Source organism: Pseudomonas sp. NPDC088444, from assembly GCF_044900175.1.
Taxonomy (GTDB): domain Bacteria; phylum Pseudomonadota; class Gammaproteobacteria; order Pseudomonadales; family Pseudomonadaceae; genus Aquipseudomonas.
Genome location: NZ_JBJDNK010000002.1, coordinates 244,339 through 266,131, shown reverse-complemented (window position 1 = coordinate 266,131; position 21,793 = coordinate 244,339). Strand labels below are relative to the sequence as shown.

The following is a 21,793-nucleotide window of genomic DNA, read 5'->3' as shown; positions in this document are numbered from 1 at the left end:
TCAGCGTAGTACGTGTTGTGTGATACGAACGTGTCAGCGTAAAAAATTTATATTTCGATGTTCATTTCAATAAAAAAGACGCCCCGCAGGGCGCCAAAGAGAGGAGAGTCCGGTGACACAAAACAGGCTTAGAAGCGATAACTCTCGGCCGCGCTGACCGCAATCAGACCGGGGCTGTGCGCCCACACCTCCATCGTGGAGAACCACGTGTGAGGACGGCTCGGCTGACGGCATTCGCTGGTGAACGAGGCTCCGGACGGGATGTCCATCCGGATCTTGCAAATCAACTGGTTGGCGCGATATAGCACCTCGCTGACCAGATTGGCCGTGGCGTAATCGCCGGCGTCCACGGCGCGGTCCATGAAGCGCTGGGTGCGTTCCACCAGCGTTTCAAGGTGCTGCGCCAGTTGGTGAATCTCTTTGAAGCACTCCCGAAAACCGGGTGCCTGTTCGGCGTCTGCCTGCTGGACGGCGGGCAGGGTGTCCTGATTCAGCCCGCCGCCCAGACTCTGGATGCGGGTATGCAAAAACGTGACGTACTGTTGGGTCGATTGATCCAGACCCTTGAACAGTTCCTTGATCGCCTGATAGTTCAGCTTGCGCAGACGCCAGCGTACTTCTCGGGCAAACCCCCAGACTTGCTCGGTTGTGCGCAAATGTTCATCCAGCAGTTGCAGAAACAGCGCGCGTTCCTCGCCCAGCAGGGTGCTGTGCAGACCATGGGCGTCGGCGGCGAATTCTGCGTGCAGCTCACGTTTGGGATCGGTTTCGGAAAACATGGTGAATCTCCTCACAGTGTTCTTCGACGGGCCTGTCCGGTACGGCCTGTTTCCCACGGCTTGAAGAGCGATCAGCACCGGGTGACAGGAATGGCTCCAAGGTATGCCTGCCGAGGGCTGACGTCACTTGTACCTTGGTACTGCACGCTGATACGGAGGTTTTTGCCCCTCATACGATGGTTTGGGGCCAGGTGTCTTGCGCAGGGGGCAGCGTGGCGGCGGATCAGCTTTCTCCGATCCAGCTCGCCCCCGGCCATTGCTGGTTGTTGACCAGTTGTCGCGCAACGTCGGTGATAACGACACGGGTCGCCAGCGCTGCCGGTGACAATTCATCATCGCTCAGGGTCGCCAGCAGATTGCGCCGCCCGACATGGCTGTCGGCGATCTGCACCAGCGACAGGCCCGATTCGCCCTTGAGTGCGGCGGCGGCACCAGGTTGAATGGTCGCCGCGTGCCCGGCGCGAACGGCGTTCATCAGCACCGCCAGGCCGTCCACTTCCATGATGATGTTGGGCACCACACCTGCGCGCTCGAAAGCGGTCATCAACGTCGAGCGCAGGCCGTGTTGTGCGCTGGGCGCGACCATCGGCAGGTTGCCCAGCTCGGCCAGATGCACGCTGTCGCCGCAAGGAGCATCAGGCAGTGAAGGGGAAGCAATGACGAACAGCTTTTCATCCAGCAGCGGTGTGACACTCCAGCGCTTGCCTCCTTCAAGCTGGAACAGGATCGCCAGGTCGATCTGCCGCGCGTTGAGCTGAGCGGCGAGGTGTCCCGAGAGCATTTCCACCAAGTGCAACTGGATGTCCGGATAACGCTCGCGCATGGCATCGATCAACGGCAGCGCCAGGACCGTCGCGGTGGTGGGCGGCAGGCCAACGCTGACGTAGCCGCTCATGCGCCCTCGGTGGGCGGCCAGCACGGCGTTCTCGGCCTGACGCAACGTCAGTTGAGCGTGGTGCAGAAACGCCAGTCCTGCGCTGGTGGCCGTGACCCCCGTGGTGGTGCGATTGAGCAGGCGAGTGCTCAACTCGTTTTCCAGCTTGCCGATTTGCTGGCTCAGTGCAGAGACCCCCACGTCCAGTTCCAGCGCCGCTCGCCCGAGACTGCCCAGTTCGACGATCTTCACGAAGTAGCGCAGTTGGCGTAGTTCCACGGGGTGCAGCTCCAAAGGCAGGAAAAGGGCAGGGATGCGGCGATCGAAGTTTACATGCACTCGCGCAGGGGCATTGACGAGCGTGCACCAAAAACGGCTGGCGCAGAGGGGTTAACGTCGAAAATCGGGCATTTTTCAGTGACAGTCGTTCCCAGCGGCCCGCCATCATGGGGCGTCACTGATGGCACTCTGCTTGCAACGTTCGTCGTACACATGGAGGGAGATGCCGAATGTTTTCACTGCGCGCCAACAAACGCCGGGCCCATGACGATGATGCCCTGAACCTGTTGTTCGAGGATCTGGACCTGACCGTGCAACTGTCCGAGCATTCGCCGCTCAATGCCCGTCTGAACGGCTTCAGCAAGACCCTGCATCAGCGCCTGGGTGAGAGCCTGGCGGCGTCGGTGGACATTGCCGCCCATGCCCCTGAGCTGGCGCGCATCGCCCGCGCCACCGAGCAGAGCGGACAGATGTTAGCCCAGGCTTCGGAATTGATCGCCAGCGCCAGTGAACAGGTCAGCACCTCGCTGGACACCGAACTGGTGCCTGGCGCCGCGCAGGTGGCGAAGCTCTCCAGTGAAGTGACCGTAACCCTGCGCCAGTGCCAGCAGACCGGCGAGCAAGTGCTCGGGCAGGTCGACGCCATTGGCGCCAGTGAGCAGAAGCTGGAAGCGGTGATCGGCCAGTTGTTCGGTCAGCTTGAAGAGGTCAGCCAGGTGCTGGGCGTGATTGCCAGCATCTCTCAACAAACCAACTTACTGGCGCTGAACGCGGCCATCGAAGCGGCCCGTGCGGGGGAGCATGGGCGGGGCTTTGCCGTGGTCGCCGATGAAGTGCGGCGACTGGCGGGGCACACTACTGAATCCACGGCCCGCGTCAGCCAGATCATCGAGCGCTTCCGGGCGGACATGGATCAGTTGGGCGCTGCCGGGAAAATCATGCACGCCGCGGTCGCCGACGGCCGTGACGGCATGACCCGCATGGGCGAGGACTTGCTCAGCACTCAGTCGGCCATGGACCAACTGGATCAGCGCGTCGGCCACATCGCGTCGGGCACCGAACACATCGGCATCGCCGTGCACGCCATCAACCGCGATGTGCAGAACATCGCCGGGGTGGCCGCCGAACTGCTGAGCAACGCCGGACAGGTGCTGACCCACAGCGACGCAGTGCGCAGCAGTGGCGATCATCTGTTGAACGGGCTGGGCGGGTTTCGTCTGGAGATGCACAAAGCCATCCAGCACAGCGTCGAGCGATTGGGCAGTGAGGCGGCCATGAACGGCGATGTTCAGACCGCCGAGCGTTTCATGCACGACACTCTGCTGCGGGATCAGCGTTTCGAGCTGTTCTACATGGTGGATCGCAACGGCACGCAGATCAGCGAAAACGTCGGGCTGGACACCGACAGCAAGGCGCCGAGCTGCAAGGGACGGAATTGGGCACAACGCCCGTGGTTCCGTGAGGTGGCCGAGCAGCTCACCAGCCACATCACCCCGGTGTATCGCTCCTCGGCCACCGATGCCTTCTGCGTCACGGTCTCAGTGCCGATCTTTGCGGCCAATGGTCAGTTGCACCGCGTGCTGGCGGCAGATGTGCGGTTGTCGGCGTTGTTGTAGGCAGGGTTGAGGACGAATGCGACCTGTCAGGCAGTACGCTTCTGGCTGACCCAGCGCTTTCGCCAGCAAGCCGACTCCCACAAATATCGCGCCGAACGCAACGCCCGGGCCGACAGATAGTGTGGGAGTCGGCTTGCTGGCGAAAGCGGTTGGCCAGACAACACAGAATCTCCCGCAAAAACGGCGTCCGGTTGTCGGCAATCGAGAGCGAGTGTCGTGTGTACGGTCAGCGAATGAAATGCACCTTGCCGGTGTCGTCATTGCCCACGTAAATCCCGTACACCCCGGCCTGACGCTCGGCGATGTAGCGCTCCAGAATCTGCCGGATCGCGGGGTAGTAGATGCTGTCCCACGGGATATCTTCAGGGGCGAAGAATTGGCAGGCGAGAGTTTCCGGGCCAAACTGGTCGGTCACTTCCAGCGCGATGGCGCGAAAGACGATGTACACCTCGCTGATCTGCGGCACGCTGAAGATCGAGTAGGGCGAGACGATCTCGGCGCGTACGCCGCTTTCTTCCCACACTTCACGCAACGCTGCCTGTTCGGTGGTCTCACCGGCCTCCATGAAACCGGCGGGCAGGGTCCAGGTGCCGGGGCGTGGCGGGATGGCGCGCTGGCACAGCAAATACTTGCCCTCACGCTCGATGATGCAGCCGGCGATGATCTTCGGATTGACGTAATGGATGTACTGGCACTGGCCGCACATCAGCCGCGCATGGGTGTCGCCGTCGGGTGTGCGCTGAGCGAGGTCAGGGCTGCCACATTGCGGACAGAAGCGCGGCGCGGGCATGTCAGCGTCCTATGCGCGGTTCCTTGAGAACCACGGGTTCGACGATGTCGCGCACCTGGGTGCCATCGTCCTGTTTGGATTTGAGATAGTCGAGCGCCACTTTCGCCGCGCTGCGCACGTGGTCCACCGAGGCCTGATGTGCCGCCAGCGGGTCGCCGCTCTTGATCGCCTCGACGATCTTTTCCATCTCCCGGTTGCTCGCGCCACGGCGGTTTTCCTGGGAGACCGAGGTCGCTCGCAGGTAACTGATGCGCGCCTGCAACTGGCGCAACTGGGTCGCGGCGACGTGGTTGCCCGAGCCTTCCAGCAGCACGTCGTAGAAGCCTTGCACCGAATCCAGCACCTGCTGCAGGTCGCCTTCTTTCAGGGCTTCGCTGTTTTCATTGAGGGCCTTTTCCAGAGCGCGAATGTCCTTGGCCTTGGCACGCAGGGTGAACAACTGGACGATCAGGCCTTCGAGCACGCAGCGCAGCTCGTAGATGTCGCAGGCATCTTCCAGGGTGATGATGGCGACCCGCGGACCTTTGGCGTCGGCGAACTCCACCAGACCTTCGGATTCCAGGTGGCGCAGGGCTTCGCGAACGGAGGTACGGCTGACACCGAGGCGGTCGCACAGGTCGCGTTCGACCAGGCGATCACCGGGCAGCAATTGGAAATTCATGATCGCGCTGCGCAGTTTGTCCAGCACGATTTCCCGCAGGGTGACGGGGTTGCGATTGACCTTGAAGCTGTCGTCGAGTGGCAGGCGTTTCATGGGGTCCGCTCTGAAGTTGGCTGTCCGAGCCGAGGTATGTCGGGGACAGCCAAGGGTGATTAGGGGGCCGGAGTTAAAACCCAAAGGCCAAAACGTGGCGCAGTTTATCACGGCGCGACACGTCAACCAGCAAGCCCATCGCGGACGATGGGCTTGAATTCACCTCTTTTTTGCCGTTTTCAGCACTGAAATTTTCAATTCAGGTCCGGCAAAGGACCCAGTTTGCCCCGGTGATAGACCATCGGCGTCACCGGCTCTTCCGGCAGGATCAGGTTCTTCACCGCGCCGACGATGATCGCGTGATCGCCGCCGTCGTACTCGCGCCACAGCTCGCATTCGATGATCGCGGTGGCGCGGATCTTCGACGACGTGCTCAGCAGCGGGTTGCCCAGTTCACTCAAGTGCCAATCGATGCCTTTGGCCTTGTCCTTGCCTTTCCCGGCAAAGGCGTAGGCCTCGGCTTTCTGGTCGGCGGACAGCAGGTGAATCGCGAATTGCTTGCTGTCGCGCAACACCGGGTAGGTGTCCGAGCCATAGTTGGGGCAGAACAGCACCAGCGCCGGGTCGATCGACAGCGCGCTGAACGCACTGGCAGTGATGCCGACGATGCCGCCGTCCGCATCCAGCGTGGTGACCACCGTGACGCCGGACGGGAAGGAGCCCATCACGTCTTTGTAAATGCCGGGTTCGATCATGTCGTCAACCTCGCTCAACGCATCACGAAAGGATCGGGCATCGGTTCTTGCGAGAGGTTGATCCACACCGTTTTCAGCTCGGTGTAGGCCAGTACCGAATCGATACCGCTCTCGCGACCATAGCCGCTGTTCTTGAAACCGCCAATGGGGGCCATGGCCGACACGGCGCGGTAGGTGTTGACCCAGATGATCCCGGAACGCACGTCGCGGGCCAGGCGATGGGCGCGGCCCAGATCGCGGGTCCAGATGCCCGCCGCCAGACCAAACTGCGAGTCGTTGGCGATGGCCAGCGCTTCGGCTTCGTCCTTGAAACGAATCACCGAGGCGACCGGTCCGAAGACTTCTTCCTGCATGATCTTCATCGAGTTGCGATCGCATTCGAACAGGGTTGGCTCATAAAACCAGCCGTCGGTGCCCACATCCGCACGCTTGCCGCCGGTGCGCAAACGCGCGCCTTCGGCCAAGGCATCAGCCACCAGGCCTTCCACCACGGCCAGTTGCTGAGCGGTCGCCATCGGCCCCATTTCACTGGTTTCATCCTGCGGGTTGCCGATACGAATGCGCTGGGCGCGGGCGACCAGACGCTCGACGAATTCATCGTAGATGTCGTCCTGCACCAGCAGGCGCGAGCCTGAGACGCAGCTCTGGCCCGAGGCTGCGTAGATCCCGGCCACGGCGCCATTGATCGCGCTGTCCAGATCGGCGTCTGCAAAGATAATGTTCGGCGATTTACCGCCCAGTTCCAGCGACAGCTTGGCAAAGTTTTCCGCGCTGCTGCGCACCACGTGGCGCGCCGTGGCAGCTCCGCCGGTAAAGGCGATCTTGCGCACCAGTGGATGGCGGGTGAGGGCGGCGCCGGTGCTTGGCCCGTAACCGGTCACGACGTTGACCACGCCCGGCGGAATCCCGGCTTCCAGCGCCAGACGTGCCAGTTCCAGAATCGTCGCCGAAGCGTGCTCGGACGGCTTGAGCACGATGGTGTTGCCTGCTGCCAGTGCCGGAGCGAGTTTGATCGCGGTCAGGTACAGCGGGCTGTTCCACGGGATGATCCCCGCCACGACGCCGATGGGTTCGTGCACGGTGTAGGCAAACAGGTCGGGCTTGTCCAGCGGGAGGGTGCCGCCTTCCAGTTTGTCGGCCAGGCCTGCGGTGTAATGGAAAAACTCGGGCAGGTAGCTGACCTGACCGCGGGTTTCGCGAATCAGCTTGCCGTTGTCGCGGCTTTCCAGTTGCGCGAGTTTTTCTTTGTTCTCGGCAATCAGATCGCCCAGACGGCGCAGTAATTTACCCCGTGCGGTGGCGGTCAGTTTGCGCCAGGCCGGGTTTTCGAAAGCGGCTTGCGCAGATTGCACGGCACGTTCGACGTCCGCTTCGTCAGCGTCCGGCAGCTCGGCCCACGGTTGGGCCAGCGCCGGGTTGAGGCTTTCGAAGGTTTTGCCGGACAGCGCATCGACCCACTCACCGTCGATGCACATCTGAAAACGGGTAAGACTCATGCCACGATCCCCTCTGCCGAAGTGTGTTGCGCGTCTGCCTGCTTGAGAAAATCCAGCAGCATCTGATTGACCAGACGCGGCGATTCCACAGGCATCATATGCCGCTGCTCGGCCAGTATCTCCACCCGCGCGCCGTGAATGCGCAAGGCCAGTTGCCGGGCCATGTCCGGGGTCGAACCCGGGTCCAGCTCGCCCGTAGCGACCAGCGTCGGCGCCTGAATGCTGCCCAGGTCCTCGGCGCGGTACATGTCTTGCGTCGCGAACAGTTTGTAGGTGGTCAGGTAACCCTGCGGATCATTGCCTGCCAGCACCTGGCGAATGGCCGCGATCTGCGCCGGGTTGGCCGCTTGATACTCACGGCTGAACCAGCGGGACAGCGCTTCGGCGGCGTTGGCATCCGGGCCGTGTTCGGCCGCCTGGCTGGTGCGGGCGATGACCCCGGCACGTTGCTCGGCGCTGCGGTTGAACACGCTGTTGAGAATGACCAGACCGGCCAGGTGTTGCGGGAAGTGCAGGGCAAACGCCCGCGCCACCAGACCGCCCATGGAAAAGCCGATCACCGTGGCGCTTGGCAGGCCGAGGTGTTCCAGCAGCTCGCGCAATTGCTCGGCGTAACCCGGCAAGCCCGTTTCCGGGTCCGGACGCGGGCTGTCGCCATGGCCCAGCATGTCGTAGGCGATGACGCGGTAGTGCGGGGCCAGACCGACGATCTGGCCACCCCACATTTCCTTGTTCAGACCGACCCCGTGAATCAACACCACAGGGTGGCCTTGGCCGGTCGCCAGATAACTGGTGCCGGCCGGGGTGCGTTCAGCGGTGAGCCGAATCATGGAATGCTCCTGCACAGGCCTTATTAGTATGTGTGGCGGGAATCACTGCGCCTTTTCAGCGGCCAGCTCTTCCAGATCGATGTAACGGTTGCCGATGCGCGGGTGCAGACGGCCGCCGTTGGCTGCGCCCAGTACCACGATGATTTCGTCGGCACGGGGCGAGTCTTCGATCTGCATTTCCAGGGTGATGTAGTGCGAGCGAAGGCCTTCATCGTCCTTGTGCATCATCGGGATCTGAATCGAAGTGCCCGGGCCGCCGCGTTTGTTGGTGAAGCTCAGGTAGCTCTTGGCTTTCACGGCTTCGCGGTAGTGGTTGCCGAAGCGCAGGGTGTGGATGACGGCAGAGGCGTGTTCGATTTCGCCTTCAGCACCGACCACGGCCGCTTTGCCGTAAGCCTGAATCTTGTCGGCGCCGCCAATCAGGCCGGTCAGACGCTCAACCATCATCGCGCCCAGATCGGAGCAGTTGGCGCGGATTTCCGGTTTCAGGTCTTCAACGAAGCCACGGCCCAGCCATGGGTTTTTCATCACCACGGCCAGGCCGACCATGGTCACCGGCGTGTCAGTGGCCTTGCCGCCTTCGATCAGGGTTTCTTCGAGGTAGCTGACGATTTTGCGGATTTCGAAACTCATGAGGGGCTCCCGGGTTTTTGGATGAGCGTTTGGGTGTAAATCGGTATTTGGTCTGATGGTATACCATAAGATTGTTCGTGCAAGCGGTTTGTGTGAAGTTGTGACAAAAAGGGGATGAATGAGGGGCGTCGTCTGTGGAATATCCCGGGACGCGGACAGGTGGGAACCGGCTTGCTGGCGAATGCGTTGTTTCAGTCACTACTGCTGGGTCTAATGTATGGCATTCGCCAGCAAGCCGGCTCCCACACGGGTCAGGTGTCCGATTTTAAAGATTGTGATAGCCAGATTTTTTAGAAAAGAGTACAAATGTACTCCATGACGACTTTATCCCCCCGACGCGCTGCCATCCTCACCTTCATCCGGGATCGCATCGCCCAAAACGGCCAGCCCCCGAGCCTGGCGGAAATCTCCGAGGCCTTCGGGTTTGCTTCGCGCAGCGTGGCGCGCAAGCACATCGTGGCGCTCACCGAGGCAGGTTTTATCGAGGTTACGGCCAATCAGGCCCGTGGCATCCGCTTGGTGGAACACCGTAAACGCGCCGACATGCTGGAAATCCCGGTGCTCGGTCGCGTCGCCGCCGGTGCGCCCATTGGCCCGGACATCGACATTCACGACACCTTCACCCTCGACAGCCGTACCTTTCTTCGTGTGCCCGACTACCTGCTGCGGGTCAAAGGCGACTCGATGATCGAAGACGGTATTTTCGATGGCGATCTGGTGGGCATTCTGCAAAGCGCCGACGCCAAAGACGGGCAGATCGTCGTGGCGCGGCTGGATGGCGAAGTCACGATCAAACGTCTTGAGCGCGGCGACAATCAGTTCCGCCTGCTGCCGCGCAACCCGGCTTATGCGCCCATCGTCGTGCGTCCCGATCAGGACTTCGCGATTGAAGGCGTGTTCTGCGGTCTGGTGCGCCGCGAATGATGGGTGCAGTGGTCAGCCTTGACGCGCTGCTGGACGAGCGTCGGGTCTGGAAAGGGCGCCCGCAGGTTCAGCCGGTGGCCGCACAGCCCACCGGTCATCGGCTGCTGGACAGCGCGTTGCCCATGGGCGGCTGGCCGCCTGCGGCCTTGACTGAACTCTTGATTCCGGCGCCCGGCAGCGGTGAGTTGCGCCTGTTGTGGCCAACCCTGGCCCGGCTGGCGGACAGCGGCGAACGCATTGTGCTGGTGGCGCCGCCCCATGTGCCGTACCCGCAAGCCTGGGCTGCGGCGGGGGTGGATTTGCGTCAGCTGTCGATCATTCAGGCGAGCGAAAAGGACGCCTTGTGGGCGGTCGAGCAATGTCTGCGCTCAGGCAGTTGCGGCGCGGTGCTGTGTTGGCCGGGCAAGGTCGATGACCGGGCCCTGCGCCGTTTGCAGGTGGCGGCAGAAACCGGAGAAACCCTGGCGTTCGTTTGCCGTGGGCAACACGCGGCAGTCAATCCGTCGCCCGCCGCCCTGCGGATCGCCATCGACGTGCGCCCCAGCCAGTTGCGTGTCCTCAAATGCCGTGGCGGGCTGGCGCCTGCTTCACCGATTCCCTTTATTCCCGACGCTTGAGGTGTCCATGCTCTGGGCCTGTGTCCTGCTGCCGCAACTGGCGCTGGACGGCGTCATGCGTCGTCGCGCCGAACCCGAACGCCCGCTGGCTCTGATCACAGGCCCGGCGCAACGGCGCGTGCTGCAAACGGTCAATGCACCAGCCAGAGCGTTGGGCCTGCGCGCCGGTCAGTCGCTGACGGCAGCTCAGGCCATGACCCGCGAGTTCGACACGGTCGAGTACGACCCGGCGCAAACCGAACATTGGCACCGTTTGCTTGCCGCATGGGCCTATCGCTTCAGCTCCAATGTCAGCCTGAAATACCCGCGAGTGCTGTTGATGGAGGTCCAATCCAGTTTCGGCCTGTTTGGGCCATGGCCACTGTTCGAAGCCCGTTTACGGGAGGAATTGATGGCCATGGGCTTCAGCCATCGCATCGTCGCCGCGCCTAACCCGGTGGCGGCACGGGTGCTGGCCAACGTGCACGACGGGCTGGCGGTGACCTGCAACGACAGCTTGCGGCAAAGGCTTGAGCAGATGCCGGTCAACCGTATCGGCCTGTCACCCGAGGTTTCCACGGCGTTGGGACGCATGGGGTTGCAGCGGCTGCATCAAGTGCTGGCCTTGCCCCGTGACACCTTGGCGCGACGCTTTCCCGCACAGGTGCTTCAACACCTCGACAGCTTGCTGGGTCAACGCCCCGTGGCGCTTGAGTGCTACACGCCGCCGGACCACTTCGAGACCCGGCTCGAACTGAATTTCGATGTGGAGTCCCATCAGGCGCTGCTGTTTCCCCTCAAGCGCATGATCGCTGATCTCGCGCTGTTTCTTGGCGGGCGCGACAGCGGCGTGCAGCGTTTTGTCATTCATCTGGAGCACGTGCCCAGCGTGGGCAGCGTGGCGCCGGACACGTTGATCCCCGTGGGCCTGCTCAGTGCCGAGCGCGAGGCCGACCGGTTGTTCGAATTGGCGCGCGGGCGTCTGGAACAGATCGTGGTGCCGTCGCCGGTGCGAGCGTTGAAGCTGCTGGCCAAAGACTTGCCAGCCTTCGTGCCGTCCCACCGCGAGCTGTTCGACGACCGCCCTCAGCAGAATATGCCGTGGGAACAACTGCGCGAGCGCTTGCGGGCACGGCTGGGTGACGAATCGGTCAGTGGCTTGAGCTTTCATGGTGACCATCGCCCTGAATGCGCCTGGCAGCCGACCTCTCACAACAAACCGGCCACAGGCTTTAATTCGGTGCCGCGTCCGGGCTGGCTGTTGCGTGAGCCTGAGTTATTGTCCGAATCCGGCTGGCGGGTGCTGGCCGGGCCTGAGCGCATCGAATCCGGCTGGTGGGATGGCGGCGATGTGCGTCGTGATTATTTCCTCATCGAAACCCGCCACGGCCAACGCGGCTGGGCCTATCGCCATGTGGGGGATGACAGCGGCCTGTGGTTGCAGGGCTGGTTTGCATGAACGCCGAGTACGTCGAGCTGCATTGCCTGTCCAACTTCAGTTTTCAACGCGGCGCGTCCAGTGCGCAGGAACTGTTCGAACGGGCCAGACAGCACGGTTATCAGGCACTGGCAATCACCGATGAGTGCACGTTGGCGGGGATCGTGCGGGCGTGGCAGGCCTCGCTCAAGCACGAACTGCCCCTGATCGTCGGCAGTGAAATGACGCTGAAGAACGGGCCGAAACTGGTGCTGCTGGCCGAAAACCTCGGGGGGTATCAGGCCCTGTGCAAGCTGATTACCCAAGGGCGGCGGCGCAGCCAGAAGGGCGAATACCGGCTGCTGCGGGAGGATTTCGAGACCTCCCTCAATGGGTTGCTGGCCCTCTGGCTGCCGGATTTGGACGAGCCAGTCGAAAACCGAAACGAGCAGGGCGACTGGCTGTGTCAGGTCTTTCCTCGAACCCTGTGGCTGGGCGTCGAATTGCACTGTGGCCCCGATGACCGCCAACGGTTGAGTGCGCTTTTGGCATTGGCCGATGAGTTCGCTATTCCGGCAGTGGCCTGTGGCGACGTGCACATGCACGCCCGAGGTCGTCGCGCCCTGCAGGACACCATGACTGCCATCCGTCATCACACCACGGTGGCCGAAGCCGGGCAGCGATTGTTCCCCAATGGTGAGCGGCATTTGCGCTCACGGGCTGCGCTGGCCGATGTGTATCCCGCGCAGTTGCTGGCTGAAACGCTGGTGATTGCCCGGCGCTGCACCTTCGATTTCAAGCAGCTCAAATACGAATACCCCAGAGAACTGGTGCCGGATGGGCACACAGCGACCAGTTGGTTGCGCGAACTCACCGAGCAAGGGGCGCGCAAGCGTTGGCCGAACGGGGTGCCGGAGATCGCCCGAGCGCACATCGAAAAAGAGCTGCGCATCATCGCGATCAAAGAATACGAAAGCTACTTTCTGACGGTGCACGACATCGTGCGCTTCGCCCGCGACCGCGCGATTCTGTGTCAGGGCCGCGGCTCGGCGGCCAACTCGACAGTGTGTTTTGCGTTGGAAATCACCGAGCTGGACCCCTCGAAAATCAACCTGCTGTTCGAGCGCTTCATCTCCGAGGAGCGCAACGAACCGCCTGACATCGATGTGGATTTCGAGCACGAACGCCGCGAGGAAGTCCTGCAATACGTGTTCAAACGATACGGTCGACACCGCGCGGCCTTGACGGCCGTGGCCAGCACCTACCACGGCGCCGGAGCGATTCGTGATGTGGCGCGGGTACTGGGTTTGCCGCCGGATCAGATCAACGCGCTGGCCGATTGCTGTGGGCGCTGGACCGACAATCTGCCACCTGCCGAGCGTCTGCGTGAGGCGGGCTTCGAACCCGACAGTCCGATTTTGCGCCGGGTACTGACGCTGGCGGGTGAATTGATCGGTTTCCCTCGGCACTTGTCGCAGCACCCCGGTGGATTCGTGATTTCCGAGCAGGCGCTGGAAACCCTGGTGCCAGTGGAGAACGCCGCCATGGCCGAGCGCACCATCATTCAGTGGGACAAGGACGATCTCGACCTGGTGGGGCTGCTCAAAGTGGACATTCTGGCGCTGGGTATGCTCAGCGCATTGCGTCGCACCTTCGACCTGGTTGCACTGCACCGGCACCAGCGCTGGACCATCGCCAGTATCCCCTCTGACGACAAGCCGACCTATGACATGATCAGCCGCGCTGACACCATCGGCGTGTTCCAGATTGAGTCGCGGGCGCAGATGTCGATGTTGCCTCGATTGAGACCCAAAGAGTTCTACGATCTGGTGATCGAGGTCGCCATCGTTCGACCAGGGCCGATTCAGGGCGATATGGTGCATCCGTATTTGCGCCGTCGGAATAAAGAGGAACCTGTCACTTACCCCTCCAAAGAACTTGAAGCCGTGTTTGAGCGCACCCTCGGCGTGCCGCTGTTTCAGGAGCAGGTCATGCAACTGGCCATCGTCGCGGCGCAGTACACGCCGGGGGAGGCCGATGAACTACGCCGTTCCATGGCCGCCTGGAAACGTCACGGCGGGCTGGAACATCACTACGCCCGCCTCAGCGAACGCATGGGTGCCAAGGGTTACGATCAGGACTTCATCGACCGCATCTTCGAACAGATCAAGGGCTTCGGCAGTTACGGATTTCCCGAGTCCCACGCCGCCAGTTTCGCCTTGCTGACTTACGCCAGTTGCTGGCTCAAATGCCACGAACCGGCGGCGTTCACGTGCGCGCTGATCAACAGCTGGCCCATGGGGTTCTACAGCCCCGACCAGTTGCTGCAGGACGCTCGACGCCACCACATCGACGTGCACCCGGTGGACATTCGCTACAGCGACTGGGACTGTTCGCTGGAGCCGATAGAGGGGCGCGAATACACGCAGAATCTGGCGATCCGCATGGGCTTGCGGATGATCCGTGGCTTTCGTGAAGAAGATGCTCGACGCATCGAGCAATCACGCCAGCAGCGCCCGTTCAAGGACGTGACGGACCTGTGCGTTCGTGCCGATCTGGACAACCGGGCACGGGCTTCGCTGGCCGATTCAGGCGCCTTGCGCGGTCTGGTCGGCCATCGCCATCGTGCGCGCTGGGAAATCGCCGGGGTCGAAGCGCAACGTCCGTTACTCGGTGACGACTGCTTTGGCCAAGAGGCTCAGGTCGCGCTGCCGTTGCCGAGTGTGGCGCAGGACTTGATGGCGGACTACGACACCACAGGCACGACCTTGGGGCCGCACCCCATGGCGCTGTTGCGCAGCAAGCTGGCGGCGAAGCGCTTTCGCAGTTCGAAGGATTTGCTGAAAGAGGAGCACGGCCGCTGTTTCAGCGTCTCTGGCCTGGTGGTGGGGCGCCAGCGACCGGGTACTGCCAGTGGTGTGACGTTCGTCACGCTGGAGGATGAACACGGGATGATCAACGTGGTGGTCTGGCGCGACCTGGCCGAGCGTCAGCGCAAGGTGCTGGTGGGGTCGCAATTGATGCAGGTCTTCGGCCGGTTCGAATTTGAGAAGGGGGTGCGCCACGTCATTGCCCAGCGCCTGTTCGACCTGACCCCGCTGCTGACCGGGCTGGACGTGCGCAGCCGGGATTTCAAATAACTCCCCGTAGTTTGCGGTTGAGGTTATGTGGGAGCCGCCTTGGTGGCGATTGGGGAGTGTCAGCGGATAGATGCAGGGATGACACGCCGCATTCGCCACCAGGGCGGCTCCCACAACACATCACAGCGAATGGAAGGTTTTGACGGGCACGGAATCTGACCGAAACCGCTGCCGATATTCCAGCGGGCTGATGGCCAGCCGTTTGACGAACACCCGGCGCAGGCTGTCGGCGCTGTCGAAGCCGCAGCGGTGGGCGATTTCCTTGATCGATTGCTCGGTGGTTTCCAGATAGCGGCGCACGGCGTCGATGCGCGCGTCGGCGAGGAAGGCCATGGGCGGGGTGCCGGTTTCCTTGGCGAACAGCCGCGACAGGTTGCGCGGGCTCATGTGCACGCGCTCGGCCAGTGAGGCGAGGCTGTGGTCGATGTGCAGGTGGGCGAGCATGTAATCCTGAATCGCCTCGACCTGCGAATCGACGCCGCCCTGTACGTCCAGCAGCGGGCTGAACTGCGATTGCCCTCCGGCACGGCGCAGGTACACCACCAAATACTTGGCGACGTCGATGGCCATGCGCTTGCCGAAGTCTTCCTCGATCATCAGCAGCGACAGGTCGATCCCCGCCGTGACCCCCGCCGTGGTGTAGATCGTGCCGTCCTTGACGTGAATGTGATCGGGGTCGACCTGAGCGGAGGGGAACAGCTCGCTCAGGTGCGCGGCGTCCATCCAGTGGGTGGTCACCGACTTGCGCTCGATCAGCCCCGCTGCGCCAAAGGCGAACACCCCGTTGCAGATCGCCGCCAAACGTCGGCAGCGTTTTTCCTGAACCTTGAGCCAGTCACACAGGGTTGAGTCAGCATAGACATCGAATATGCCCAGTCCGCCAGGCACGATGATGGTGTCGAAGTGGGGGCAGGGGTCGAAAATCGTGCGATCGGGGATCACCGTCAGCCCGCTGGACGACAGCAAAGGGCTGCGTGTGGTGCCCACGGTGAGCATTTCGTACTCGCACTCGCCGTTGCTCAGGACCTTGACCTGAGCGAAGGCGTCCTTGGGACCGGCGATGTCCAGCAGTTGAAAGCCGGGGAACAGCACCATGCCCACGCTGATTTTGCGCATAGGGTTTCCTTGTTCGAGTGTCTTCAGCGGGACGCGATGATTGTGGGAGCCGCCTTGAAGCGATATTCAGACTGACATGCAATTCCCGGGCTATCTCACCGACACCAACGCGCTCATGTCCTGCGCAACCGGCGTCTGCCGCTTGAACCACCACGCACTGACCCCACCCAGCGCCATCCAGAACACACCATTGACCAGCAGCGACGCCAGACGGAACTGCGCCTGCACGTCATCCGGCGCCAGCGCGTGGTGCTCGGGCGGTTGCGGTGCGCCGTAAAGATGCGGTGCGGCGATCAGCACCACCGCCAGCACACGCCAGACCCAGTGCCGACCGAACACGATCAGCGCCAGTCCGACGGCAGTGGCCAACGCCGTCGCGCCCCACCAATCCTGGCGCAAGGTCAATTCGGCGGCCTCGGTGCCGGGCAGTTCCGGCGGCAAACCCGCCGACGGCGCCAGACAGAACGTCGCATAACCGGCCAACCCCCACAGCACGCCGTGCCAGGCGTTGGCCGGGGTGCGCAGGTTGTACAGACCGCTGAGCAACAGGGCAAAACCGATGGCCACGACCAGATCGCCGCCAAAAGTCGACAGCGTGCGCTGCCAGCCCTCTTCAGGCGACCAGGCTTCGGCGCTGTGCTCGTGTTCATGAGCTGCGGTGCTGTGTGCGTGAGCATGCACCTGTTCATGGGCGGATTCAGCGTTTTCATACACTTCGGCCTGCAGAATCAACGGGGTGATCCACAGGCTTTGCAGCAGGGTCAGCAACAGCGCCGCCAGGGCACCGGTGTAACAGGCGGTGGTGAGGATGCGTTTGAACATGTTCGGGTGCTCCGCAAAAGATTGGGGGTAACGCTTGCGTAGTTGGCCGATTTACCGACAGCACCGATCATCAATCCGTCACCGCCGGTAAGCCGTGCTGCTACAGGGGGATCGCGTTAGTGACAGGGAAAACCCGAACTGTGGCGGGTGTCGTGGGCGGCGTTATGAACCAGTTCCAGGTGCGAGAAACCGGCGAAATACACCAGCGACAGGCCCATCAGGATCGAGCCGACGGTCACTCGCAGGCGATGACTGCGGGTGCCGATGGTGGTTTGTGTCAGTACGGAGCTGCTCATGAGGCGATCCTCGATTCAGTGTGGTCGGTTTTGAGTGCGTTCAAACGGGTGTTCAGTTCGTCGGTGTCCAGCAGCGAATGCTCCTGCAAGACCTGGATCAGCGCCTCCAGGTAGCGCTCGTAGTAATCCCATGGCGGCTGGTTGTCACAGGGCAATTGCTCCCAGGTCGAGATCGAGCCGATCAGCTTCTGACGAAAGGCCTCCCACTCGAAATGGCCGGCTTTGGACAGGGCCAGCGCCAGGCCATACAGGCTGCGCTGCCAGTCCTGGGTGAAATGCAGTCGCCCCTGCGAGCGTGGCGGCGAGTCCTTGTGGCCGAGCATGCTGTTGGCGGCGAATTCTTCGAAGCGGGTAAACATGGCGTGCTCCTCAGGCGGCAGGCAGTTCAACCAATGCCACGCCCATCATCGATTCCGGGGTGACCAGCTCGGCCAGTTGCGCCTCGCTCAAATGTTCCGAATTCGCCGGGCGTTCAGGCACCACGAACCAACGGATCTGCGCGCTGCTGTCCCACACCTCGACCTTCGTTTCATCGCTGATGGGCACACCGAATTCGCGCAGCACGGCACGGGGCTCACGCACGCCACGGGCGCGGAACACCGGGTCTTTGTACCAATAGGGCGGCAGGCCAAGGATCGGCCACGGGTAGCAAGAGCACAGGGTGCAGATGATCAGGTTGTGCACGTCCGGGGTGTTGGCCACCGCCAGCATGTGCTCGCCCTCGGCGCCGTCCATGCCCTGGGCCAGATTCAATTCGGCGATGGCCTTGGGCGTGTCGGCCAGCAGGCGTGCCTTGTAGGCCGGATCGACCCAGGCCCGGGCGACGATTTTCGCGCCGTTGAAGGGACCGGCCACGGTCTCGAAATGCGCCAGTACGGTGTCGACCGAATCGCTGCCGATCACGCCTTTTTCGATCAGCAGGGCTTCCAGCGCCCGGACCTTGGCCGCACTTTCGGCCTCGCGTTGTTGTTCATAGTCGAAGAGTTGGCTCATGAAACGGCTCCGTTGTCGCAAAAAAAGGGTTCAGCGCAGTGGCTGCACATAGGCTTCGAACAGGTCGGCGTAGATCGTGGTGTTGGGTTCGCTTTTTTCCGCGCCCCAGATGTCGGCGGCGTCGAAGGCCACGCGGTACACCGGCATCGGCTCACCGATCCCGTCCAGCCCGGTGTTGACGAAGTAGGCGAACGCACCCGGATAGACCTCGACGATGTTCCCCGGCTTGTTGCGCAGGTAGCCCGGCAGGCGCGTGTGGTCCACGGCCACGGGGTCGGCGACGATCACCGAATCGCCTTCGGTGAACAGCGGCGCGGCGTCATAGGGGCGAAGGCCCGAGTCGCCTTGCTCCAGGTAACGCACGATCTGCTCGCGAATCGGGGCGCTGGGTTTGTCCGGCAGGGGGGCGTCAGGCCGTTTGCGGTAGTGCTCGGCGCGCGCCTTGAGTTCGTCGCCACTGATGTAGCCCTCATTGATGAAAAACGCCGAGATGCCACCCAGCCATTTCTCGTAGTAGCGGAACTTGAAGTATTCGAACGGCTGCATGCCCTCGGCACCGGTACGCAGCGACGCCCAGGTCCAGTCGCTCTTGAATGCGGTCGGCAGGCTGTCCATGGGGTACTTGGGCAGCGCGTCGGCCAGGTGTGCGCTTTCGGCCATCATCGTGGTGTGAATGCCGAAAATGCGCTTTTCCCATGGCTGCACGAACACTTGTTTCTCGAAGTCCACAGGCCCCAGGTTTTCGAGGCCACCAAGGTAGTGTTGTAGTTTCATCAAGCGCTCCAGTTTGAAGAGGTGAGTCAGGCCAGTTGTGTGCGCGGTTTGCGGGTCAACGCGTCACCCAGGCGTTCGGAGACATAACCGAACACTGCCCCGGTGATCAGCGCAGCCGCTGCGATCAGCGCCGGATTTTCCAGACCAGGTGTAGTCATCGGTTTCCCGCCCACTGCGGTGGTGCCAACAGTGGAGGCAAAGCCCCAGACGATGGCGGGCAGAATGCTCAGCAGCGGCACTTTCGAGGCCTGCACCATCAGCGCACTGCCTGCGCCAACCAGCAGGGCAATGAAGAACGGCGCCTCACTGACTGTGGCGATGCCCAGCAACACCAGTGAGCTGATCACCAGCCCTGTGAGGTTCGACGCCACGCTGCGCACGAACCCGGCGCTGCCGCCGCCGACGATGAAGAACGAGGCCCAGGCGATGAACGTGACCCAGACCGGAACTGGCCACACGGTGGCGGTCAGGTAGGTGTCCAGCACGGCGAGCAAGCCGATGCTGACGGTGTAGGCTTCTTGCTTTTTCATGAGGTCATTTCCTGTTGTGGATGAAGAGCGGAGGTAAGGCAGAACAATGGTTCAAGCCGCGTGCAGGCAGTCGAGAAAGCCCTGGCGCAGTTGTTCGCTGTCCAGATCGCGACCGATGAACACGAAGCGGTTGTCACGGGCTTCGTGATCCTCCCAGCGACGGCCGGGCATGGCCTCCAACAGCATGTGCACGCTGTGGAAGTGGAAGCGCCGGGCCTCGCTGGTGAAATTCAGCAGGCCCTTCATGCGCATCAGGCGCTGGCCCTGATCGTTGACCAACTGGTTGATCCAGCGGTTGAAACGGTCCGGGTCGAGGGCACCGGAGGTCACCACCGAGCAGGACGAAATCGAGGTGTCGTGTTCGTGGTCATGGCCTTCGTCTTCAAGGATGTCTGGCTCGATCATCAGCAGATTGGGCAAGGAGAAGCGTTTGGTACCCAGCAAGGCATCCACAGCGACATGGGAGTGGTTGGTCGCAATGATCTGCGCGGTCTGGTTGAGCTGGCGCACCTGACGGCTGACCTCTGCCAGCGTCTGGGGATTGACCAGCGCGGTTTTGTTGAGAATCAACGTGTCGGCGAACGCGATTTGTTCGCGGACGATTTCATCGCTCAACTGATCGCTCACATGCACGGCGTCCAGCACGGTGACCACCGACTCCAGCTCGACCCGCGTGCGCAGGTCCGGGTCGGCGAGGAAGGTCTGCAGCACCGGCGCCGGGTCGGCCAGCCCCGAGGTCTCGACGATCAGGCGGTCCAGACGGTGGCCGGCCAGGTCGAGCATCTGTTTGACGCTGGCCACCAGATCCGCGCGGACGGTGCAGCAGACGCAGCCATTGTTGATCTCGATCAGTGCTTCCTGTTCGGCGACGATCAACTGGCCGTCGATGCCCACCTCGCCGAATTCGTTGACCACCACGCCGATGCGCTCGGTTGCGTTGTGCGTGAGCAGTTGATTGACCAGCGTGGTCTTGCCTGCGCCGAGAAACCCGGAAATGACCGTGACTGGAATTTTGCCGTTTGCCATGAGTTCGCACCCTGTCGCTGTTGGGGGGCGCTGCCGGATCGAGCAGCTTTCACGGCAGGAAGTGCGATTTTCAGTCCGCTTTGCGGCGCCTGTCCGGGGTGGACAGGCTGTTGTCACGATTGGTCAGGTTCTGTGGCGCGAAAGGTATGAACGGTTAAAAAAGGACAGAAAGCGGGCGGGGATGGTGTGTTTTGCTGGAAGGGTCTGAACGCGCAATTGCACTGTTTTGAAGCGTCAGGCCATTAACGCGATCCCACAGCGGGGCTGCGTTGATGATCGTTCCCACGCTCCGCGTGGGAGTGCCGCCCAGGACGCTCCGCGTCCGATGCTGACGTCGACGCGGAGCGTCTGCGGATGCGTTCCCACGCGGAGCGTGGGAACGATCACTGGGGGCTGCGTTGATCGTTGATCAGATTTCGACTTTCACCGCACGCCCGGTCTTGATCGATTCCAGCGCGCAGTTGGCCAGATGCAGCGCCTTCAACCCATCGCGGGCGTTGGTCGGCAGCGGCTCGTTGGCGCGCACCGCATCGATGAACTGGTTCAGTTCATTGCGATAGGAGTCGGCGTAACGCTCCAGGAAGAAGTTCTCCAGCGGCTCGCGCACTTCGGTCTGAGTCGCGCTGTAGGTGCGCACGGTGCTCGGGCGGTGGTTGTCGTTGAGCACCATGCCTTTGGAACCGAACACCTCCAGACGCTGATCGTAGCCATACACCGCTTCGCGGCAGCAGTTGATGTGGCACTGTTTGCCAGAGGCGGTGCGCAGCAGAACCATCACGCTGTCATAGTCGTCGATCTGCGCCAACGCCGGGTCCACCAGACGGCTGGCGATGGCCATCACTTCCACCGGCTCCTCACCCAGCAGGGTGCGCGCGGTGTCGAAATCATGGATGGTCATGTCGCGGAAAATGCCGCCGGAATGTTTGAGGTATTCCACGGGGGCCAGGCCCGGATCGCGACTGGTGATCACCACCTGACGCACTTCGCCGATGTCACCTTGGGCGATGGCCTTGCGCATCTGCAGGGTGTCGGGGTCGAAGCGGCGGTTGAAGCCGAGCATCACTTTGCCGTTCTGACGCTCGATGTCTTCGACCGCCTTGGCCGCCTTGGCGAAGTCCAGGTCGATGGGCTTCTCGCACAGCACTGGCTTGCCCAGTTTGACCGCACGCAGCATCAGGTCGATGTGGGTATCGGTCGGGGTGCCGATGACGATGGCGTCAACGTCGTCGCGGGCAATGGCTTCAGCGCAGTCGTACGCCGCTGCGCAACCCAGCTTTGCCGCCAGCTTGTCGACGCCTTCGCGCCAAGGGTCGGCAATCACCGACAGTTGTACGTTGGGATTGGCCGCGACGTTGGCAGCGTGGATGTTGGCGATGCGGCCTGCGCCGAGAACAGCGATGCGTAGCATGGGTG

The 21,793-nt window shown here is 62.3% G+C and carries 22 protein-coding genes and 1 pseudogene; 6 read left to right on the top strand and 17 right to left on the bottom strand.

Annotated features, from left to right (window positions below):
• Nucleotides 1-128: 128 nt before the first annotated feature.
• Nucleotides 129-779 (bottom strand): ferritin-like domain-containing protein, encoded by a 651-nt coding sequence (locus ACI2KB_RS05680; RefSeq protein WP_404632268.1) that lies wholly within the window; start codon nucleotides 777-779, stop codon nucleotides 129-131.
• A gap of 223 nt (nucleotides 780-1,002) precedes the next feature.
• A complete protein-coding gene (locus tag ACI2KB_RS05675; protein ID WP_404632266.1) occupies nucleotides 1,003-1,932 on the bottom strand; it encodes a LysR substrate-binding domain-containing protein in 930 nt (309 codons plus the stop codon).
• Nucleotides 1,933-2,162: 230 nt separating this feature from the next.
• On the opposite strand from ACI2KB_RS05675, the pseudogene ACI2KB_RS05670 reads away from it, so the two are divergent.
• Together ACI2KB_RS05670 and ACI2KB_RS05665 are read left to right on the top strand one after the other, a co-directional pair.
• A pseudogene (locus tag ACI2KB_RS05670) lies at nucleotides 2,163-2,990 on the top strand (methyl-accepting chemotaxis protein); the annotation flags it as partial.
• Between the two features lie 165 nt (nucleotides 2,991-3,155).
• Nucleotides 3,156-3,548 carry a hypothetical protein gene (locus ACI2KB_RS05665; RefSeq protein WP_404632774.1) on the top strand — a complete coding sequence of 131 codons (393 nt, stop codon included), beginning with the start codon at nucleotides 3,156-3,158 and terminating at the stop codon, nucleotides 3,546-3,548.
• Nucleotides 3,549-3,774: 226 nt separating this feature from the next.
• Here the strand turns inward: ACI2KB_RS05665 and ACI2KB_RS05660 are convergent, their stop codons facing one another.
• From ACI2KB_RS05660 to ACI2KB_RS05635, 6 genes are all read right to left on the bottom strand, one after another.
• Nucleotides 3,775-4,338 (bottom strand): NUDIX hydrolase, encoded by a 564-nt coding sequence (locus ACI2KB_RS05660; RefSeq protein WP_404632264.1) that lies wholly within the window; start codon nucleotides 4,336-4,338, stop codon nucleotides 3,775-3,777.
• Nucleotide 4,339: 1 nt separating this feature from the next.
• Nucleotides 4,340-5,092, bottom strand: a complete 753-nt coding sequence (locus tag ACI2KB_RS05655; RefSeq protein ID WP_404632262.1) for a GntR family transcriptional regulator — start codon at nucleotides 5,090-5,092, stop codon at nucleotides 4,340-4,342.
• Between the two features lie 194 nt (nucleotides 5,093-5,286).
• On the bottom strand, nucleotides 5,287-5,787 hold the full coding sequence (locus ACI2KB_RS05650; RefSeq protein ID WP_404632260.1) for a flavin reductase family protein: 501 nt from the start codon (nucleotides 5,785-5,787) through the stop codon (nucleotides 5,287-5,289).
• 14 nt (nucleotides 5,788-5,801) lie between these two features.
• Entirely contained in the window at nucleotides 5,802-7,283 is a 1,482-nt protein-coding gene (locus ACI2KB_RS05645; RefSeq protein ID WP_404632258.1) for an aldehyde dehydrogenase, read from the bottom strand.
• Nucleotides 7,280-8,113 carry an alpha/beta fold hydrolase gene (locus ACI2KB_RS05640; RefSeq protein ID WP_404632256.1) on the bottom strand — a complete coding sequence of 278 codons (834 nt, stop codon included), beginning with the start codon at nucleotides 8,111-8,113 and terminating at the stop codon, nucleotides 7,280-7,282. The genes ACI2KB_RS05645 and ACI2KB_RS05640 overlap by 4 nt, the downstream gene beginning before the upstream one ends.
• Nucleotides 8,114-8,155: 42 nt before the next feature.
• Complete coding sequence (locus ACI2KB_RS05635) at nucleotides 8,156-8,746, bottom strand: amino acid synthesis family protein (RefSeq protein WP_400607078.1); 591 nt, start codon at nucleotides 8,744-8,746, stop codon at nucleotides 8,156-8,158.
• A gap of 306 nt (nucleotides 8,747-9,052) precedes the next feature.
• Here ACI2KB_RS05635 and lexA point away from each other — a divergent pair, with 306 nt between their 5' ends.
• The 4 genes from lexA to ACI2KB_RS05615 are packed head-to-tail and all read left to right on the top strand — an operon-like array spanning nucleotide 9,053 to nucleotide 14,823.
• Nucleotides 9,053-9,670: a transcriptional repressor LexA gene (lexA, locus tag ACI2KB_RS05630; RefSeq protein WP_404632254.1), complete on the top strand. Its 618-nt coding sequence runs from the start codon at nucleotides 9,053-9,055 to the stop codon at nucleotides 9,668-9,670.
• A complete protein-coding gene (gene imuA, locus ACI2KB_RS05625; protein ID WP_404632772.1) occupies nucleotides 9,670-10,287 on the top strand; it encodes a translesion DNA synthesis-associated protein ImuA in 618 nt (205 codons plus the stop codon). Before lexA ends, imuA begins: the two co-directional genes overlap by 1 nt.
• A gap of 7 nt (nucleotides 10,288-10,294) precedes the next feature.
• Nucleotides 10,295-11,725 (top strand): Y-family DNA polymerase, encoded by a 1,431-nt coding sequence (locus tag ACI2KB_RS05620; protein ID WP_404632252.1) that lies wholly within the window; start codon nucleotides 10,295-10,297, stop codon nucleotides 11,723-11,725.
• Complete coding sequence (locus ACI2KB_RS05615; RefSeq protein WP_404632250.1) at nucleotides 11,701-14,823, top strand: error-prone DNA polymerase; 3,123 nt, start codon at nucleotides 11,701-11,703, stop codon at nucleotides 14,821-14,823. Before ACI2KB_RS05620 ends, ACI2KB_RS05615 begins: the two co-directional genes overlap by 25 nt.
• 120 nt (nucleotides 14,824-14,943) lie before the next feature.
• Here the strand turns inward: ACI2KB_RS05615 and ACI2KB_RS05610 are convergent, their stop codons facing one another.
• The 9 genes from ACI2KB_RS05610 to iolG all read right to left on the bottom strand — a co-directional run bounded on the left by ACI2KB_RS05610 (nucleotide 14,944) and on the right by iolG (nucleotide 21,788).
• On the bottom strand, nucleotides 14,944-15,939 hold the full coding sequence (locus tag ACI2KB_RS05610; RefSeq protein WP_404632248.1) for a GlxA family transcriptional regulator: 996 nt from the start codon (nucleotides 15,937-15,939) through the stop codon (nucleotides 14,944-14,946).
• A 90-nt stretch (nucleotides 15,940-16,029) separates the two neighbouring features.
• Complete coding sequence (locus tag ACI2KB_RS05605) at nucleotides 16,030-16,761, bottom strand: CbtA family protein (RefSeq protein ID WP_404632246.1); 732 nt, start codon at nucleotides 16,759-16,761, stop codon at nucleotides 16,030-16,032.
• Between the two features lie 116 nt (nucleotides 16,762-16,877).
• Nucleotides 16,878-17,057: a CbtB-domain containing protein gene (locus tag ACI2KB_RS05600; protein WP_404632244.1), complete on the bottom strand. Its 180-nt coding sequence runs from the start codon at nucleotides 17,055-17,057 to the stop codon at nucleotides 16,878-16,880.
• Nucleotides 17,054-17,416 (bottom strand): nitrile hydratase accessory protein, encoded by a 363-nt coding sequence (locus ACI2KB_RS05595; RefSeq protein ID WP_404632242.1) that lies wholly within the window; start codon nucleotides 17,414-17,416, stop codon nucleotides 17,054-17,056. The genes ACI2KB_RS05600 and ACI2KB_RS05595 overlap by 4 nt, the downstream gene beginning before the upstream one ends.
• Nucleotides 17,417-17,426: 10 nt before the next feature.
• Complete coding sequence (nthA, locus tag ACI2KB_RS05590; RefSeq protein WP_404632240.1) at nucleotides 17,427-18,050, bottom strand: nitrile hydratase subunit alpha; 624 nt, start codon at nucleotides 18,048-18,050, stop codon at nucleotides 17,427-17,429.
• Between the two features lie 30 nt (nucleotides 18,051-18,080).
• Nucleotides 18,081-18,824 (bottom strand): nitrile hydratase subunit beta, encoded by a 744-nt coding sequence (nthB, locus tag ACI2KB_RS05585; RefSeq protein WP_404632238.1) that lies wholly within the window; start codon nucleotides 18,822-18,824, stop codon nucleotides 18,081-18,083.
• A gap of 26 nt (nucleotides 18,825-18,850) precedes the next feature.
• Nucleotides 18,851-19,354 (bottom strand): DUF1097 domain-containing protein, encoded by a 504-nt coding sequence (locus ACI2KB_RS05580; protein ID WP_404632236.1) that lies wholly within the window; start codon nucleotides 19,352-19,354, stop codon nucleotides 18,851-18,853.
• Nucleotides 19,355-19,405: 51 nt separating this feature from the next.
• The gene (locus tag ACI2KB_RS05575) at nucleotides 19,406-20,380 is read right to left on the bottom strand and encodes a CobW family GTP-binding protein (protein WP_404632234.1); all 975 of its coding nucleotides are present in this window, start codon (nucleotides 20,378-20,380) and stop codon (nucleotides 19,406-19,408) included.
• A 409-nt stretch (nucleotides 20,381-20,789) separates the two neighbouring features.
• On the bottom strand, nucleotides 20,790-21,788 hold the full coding sequence (iolG, locus tag ACI2KB_RS05570) for an inositol 2-dehydrogenase (RefSeq protein ID WP_404632232.1): 999 nt from the start codon (nucleotides 21,786-21,788) through the stop codon (nucleotides 20,790-20,792).
• Between the last annotated feature and the right edge of the window lie 5 nt (nucleotides 21,789-21,793).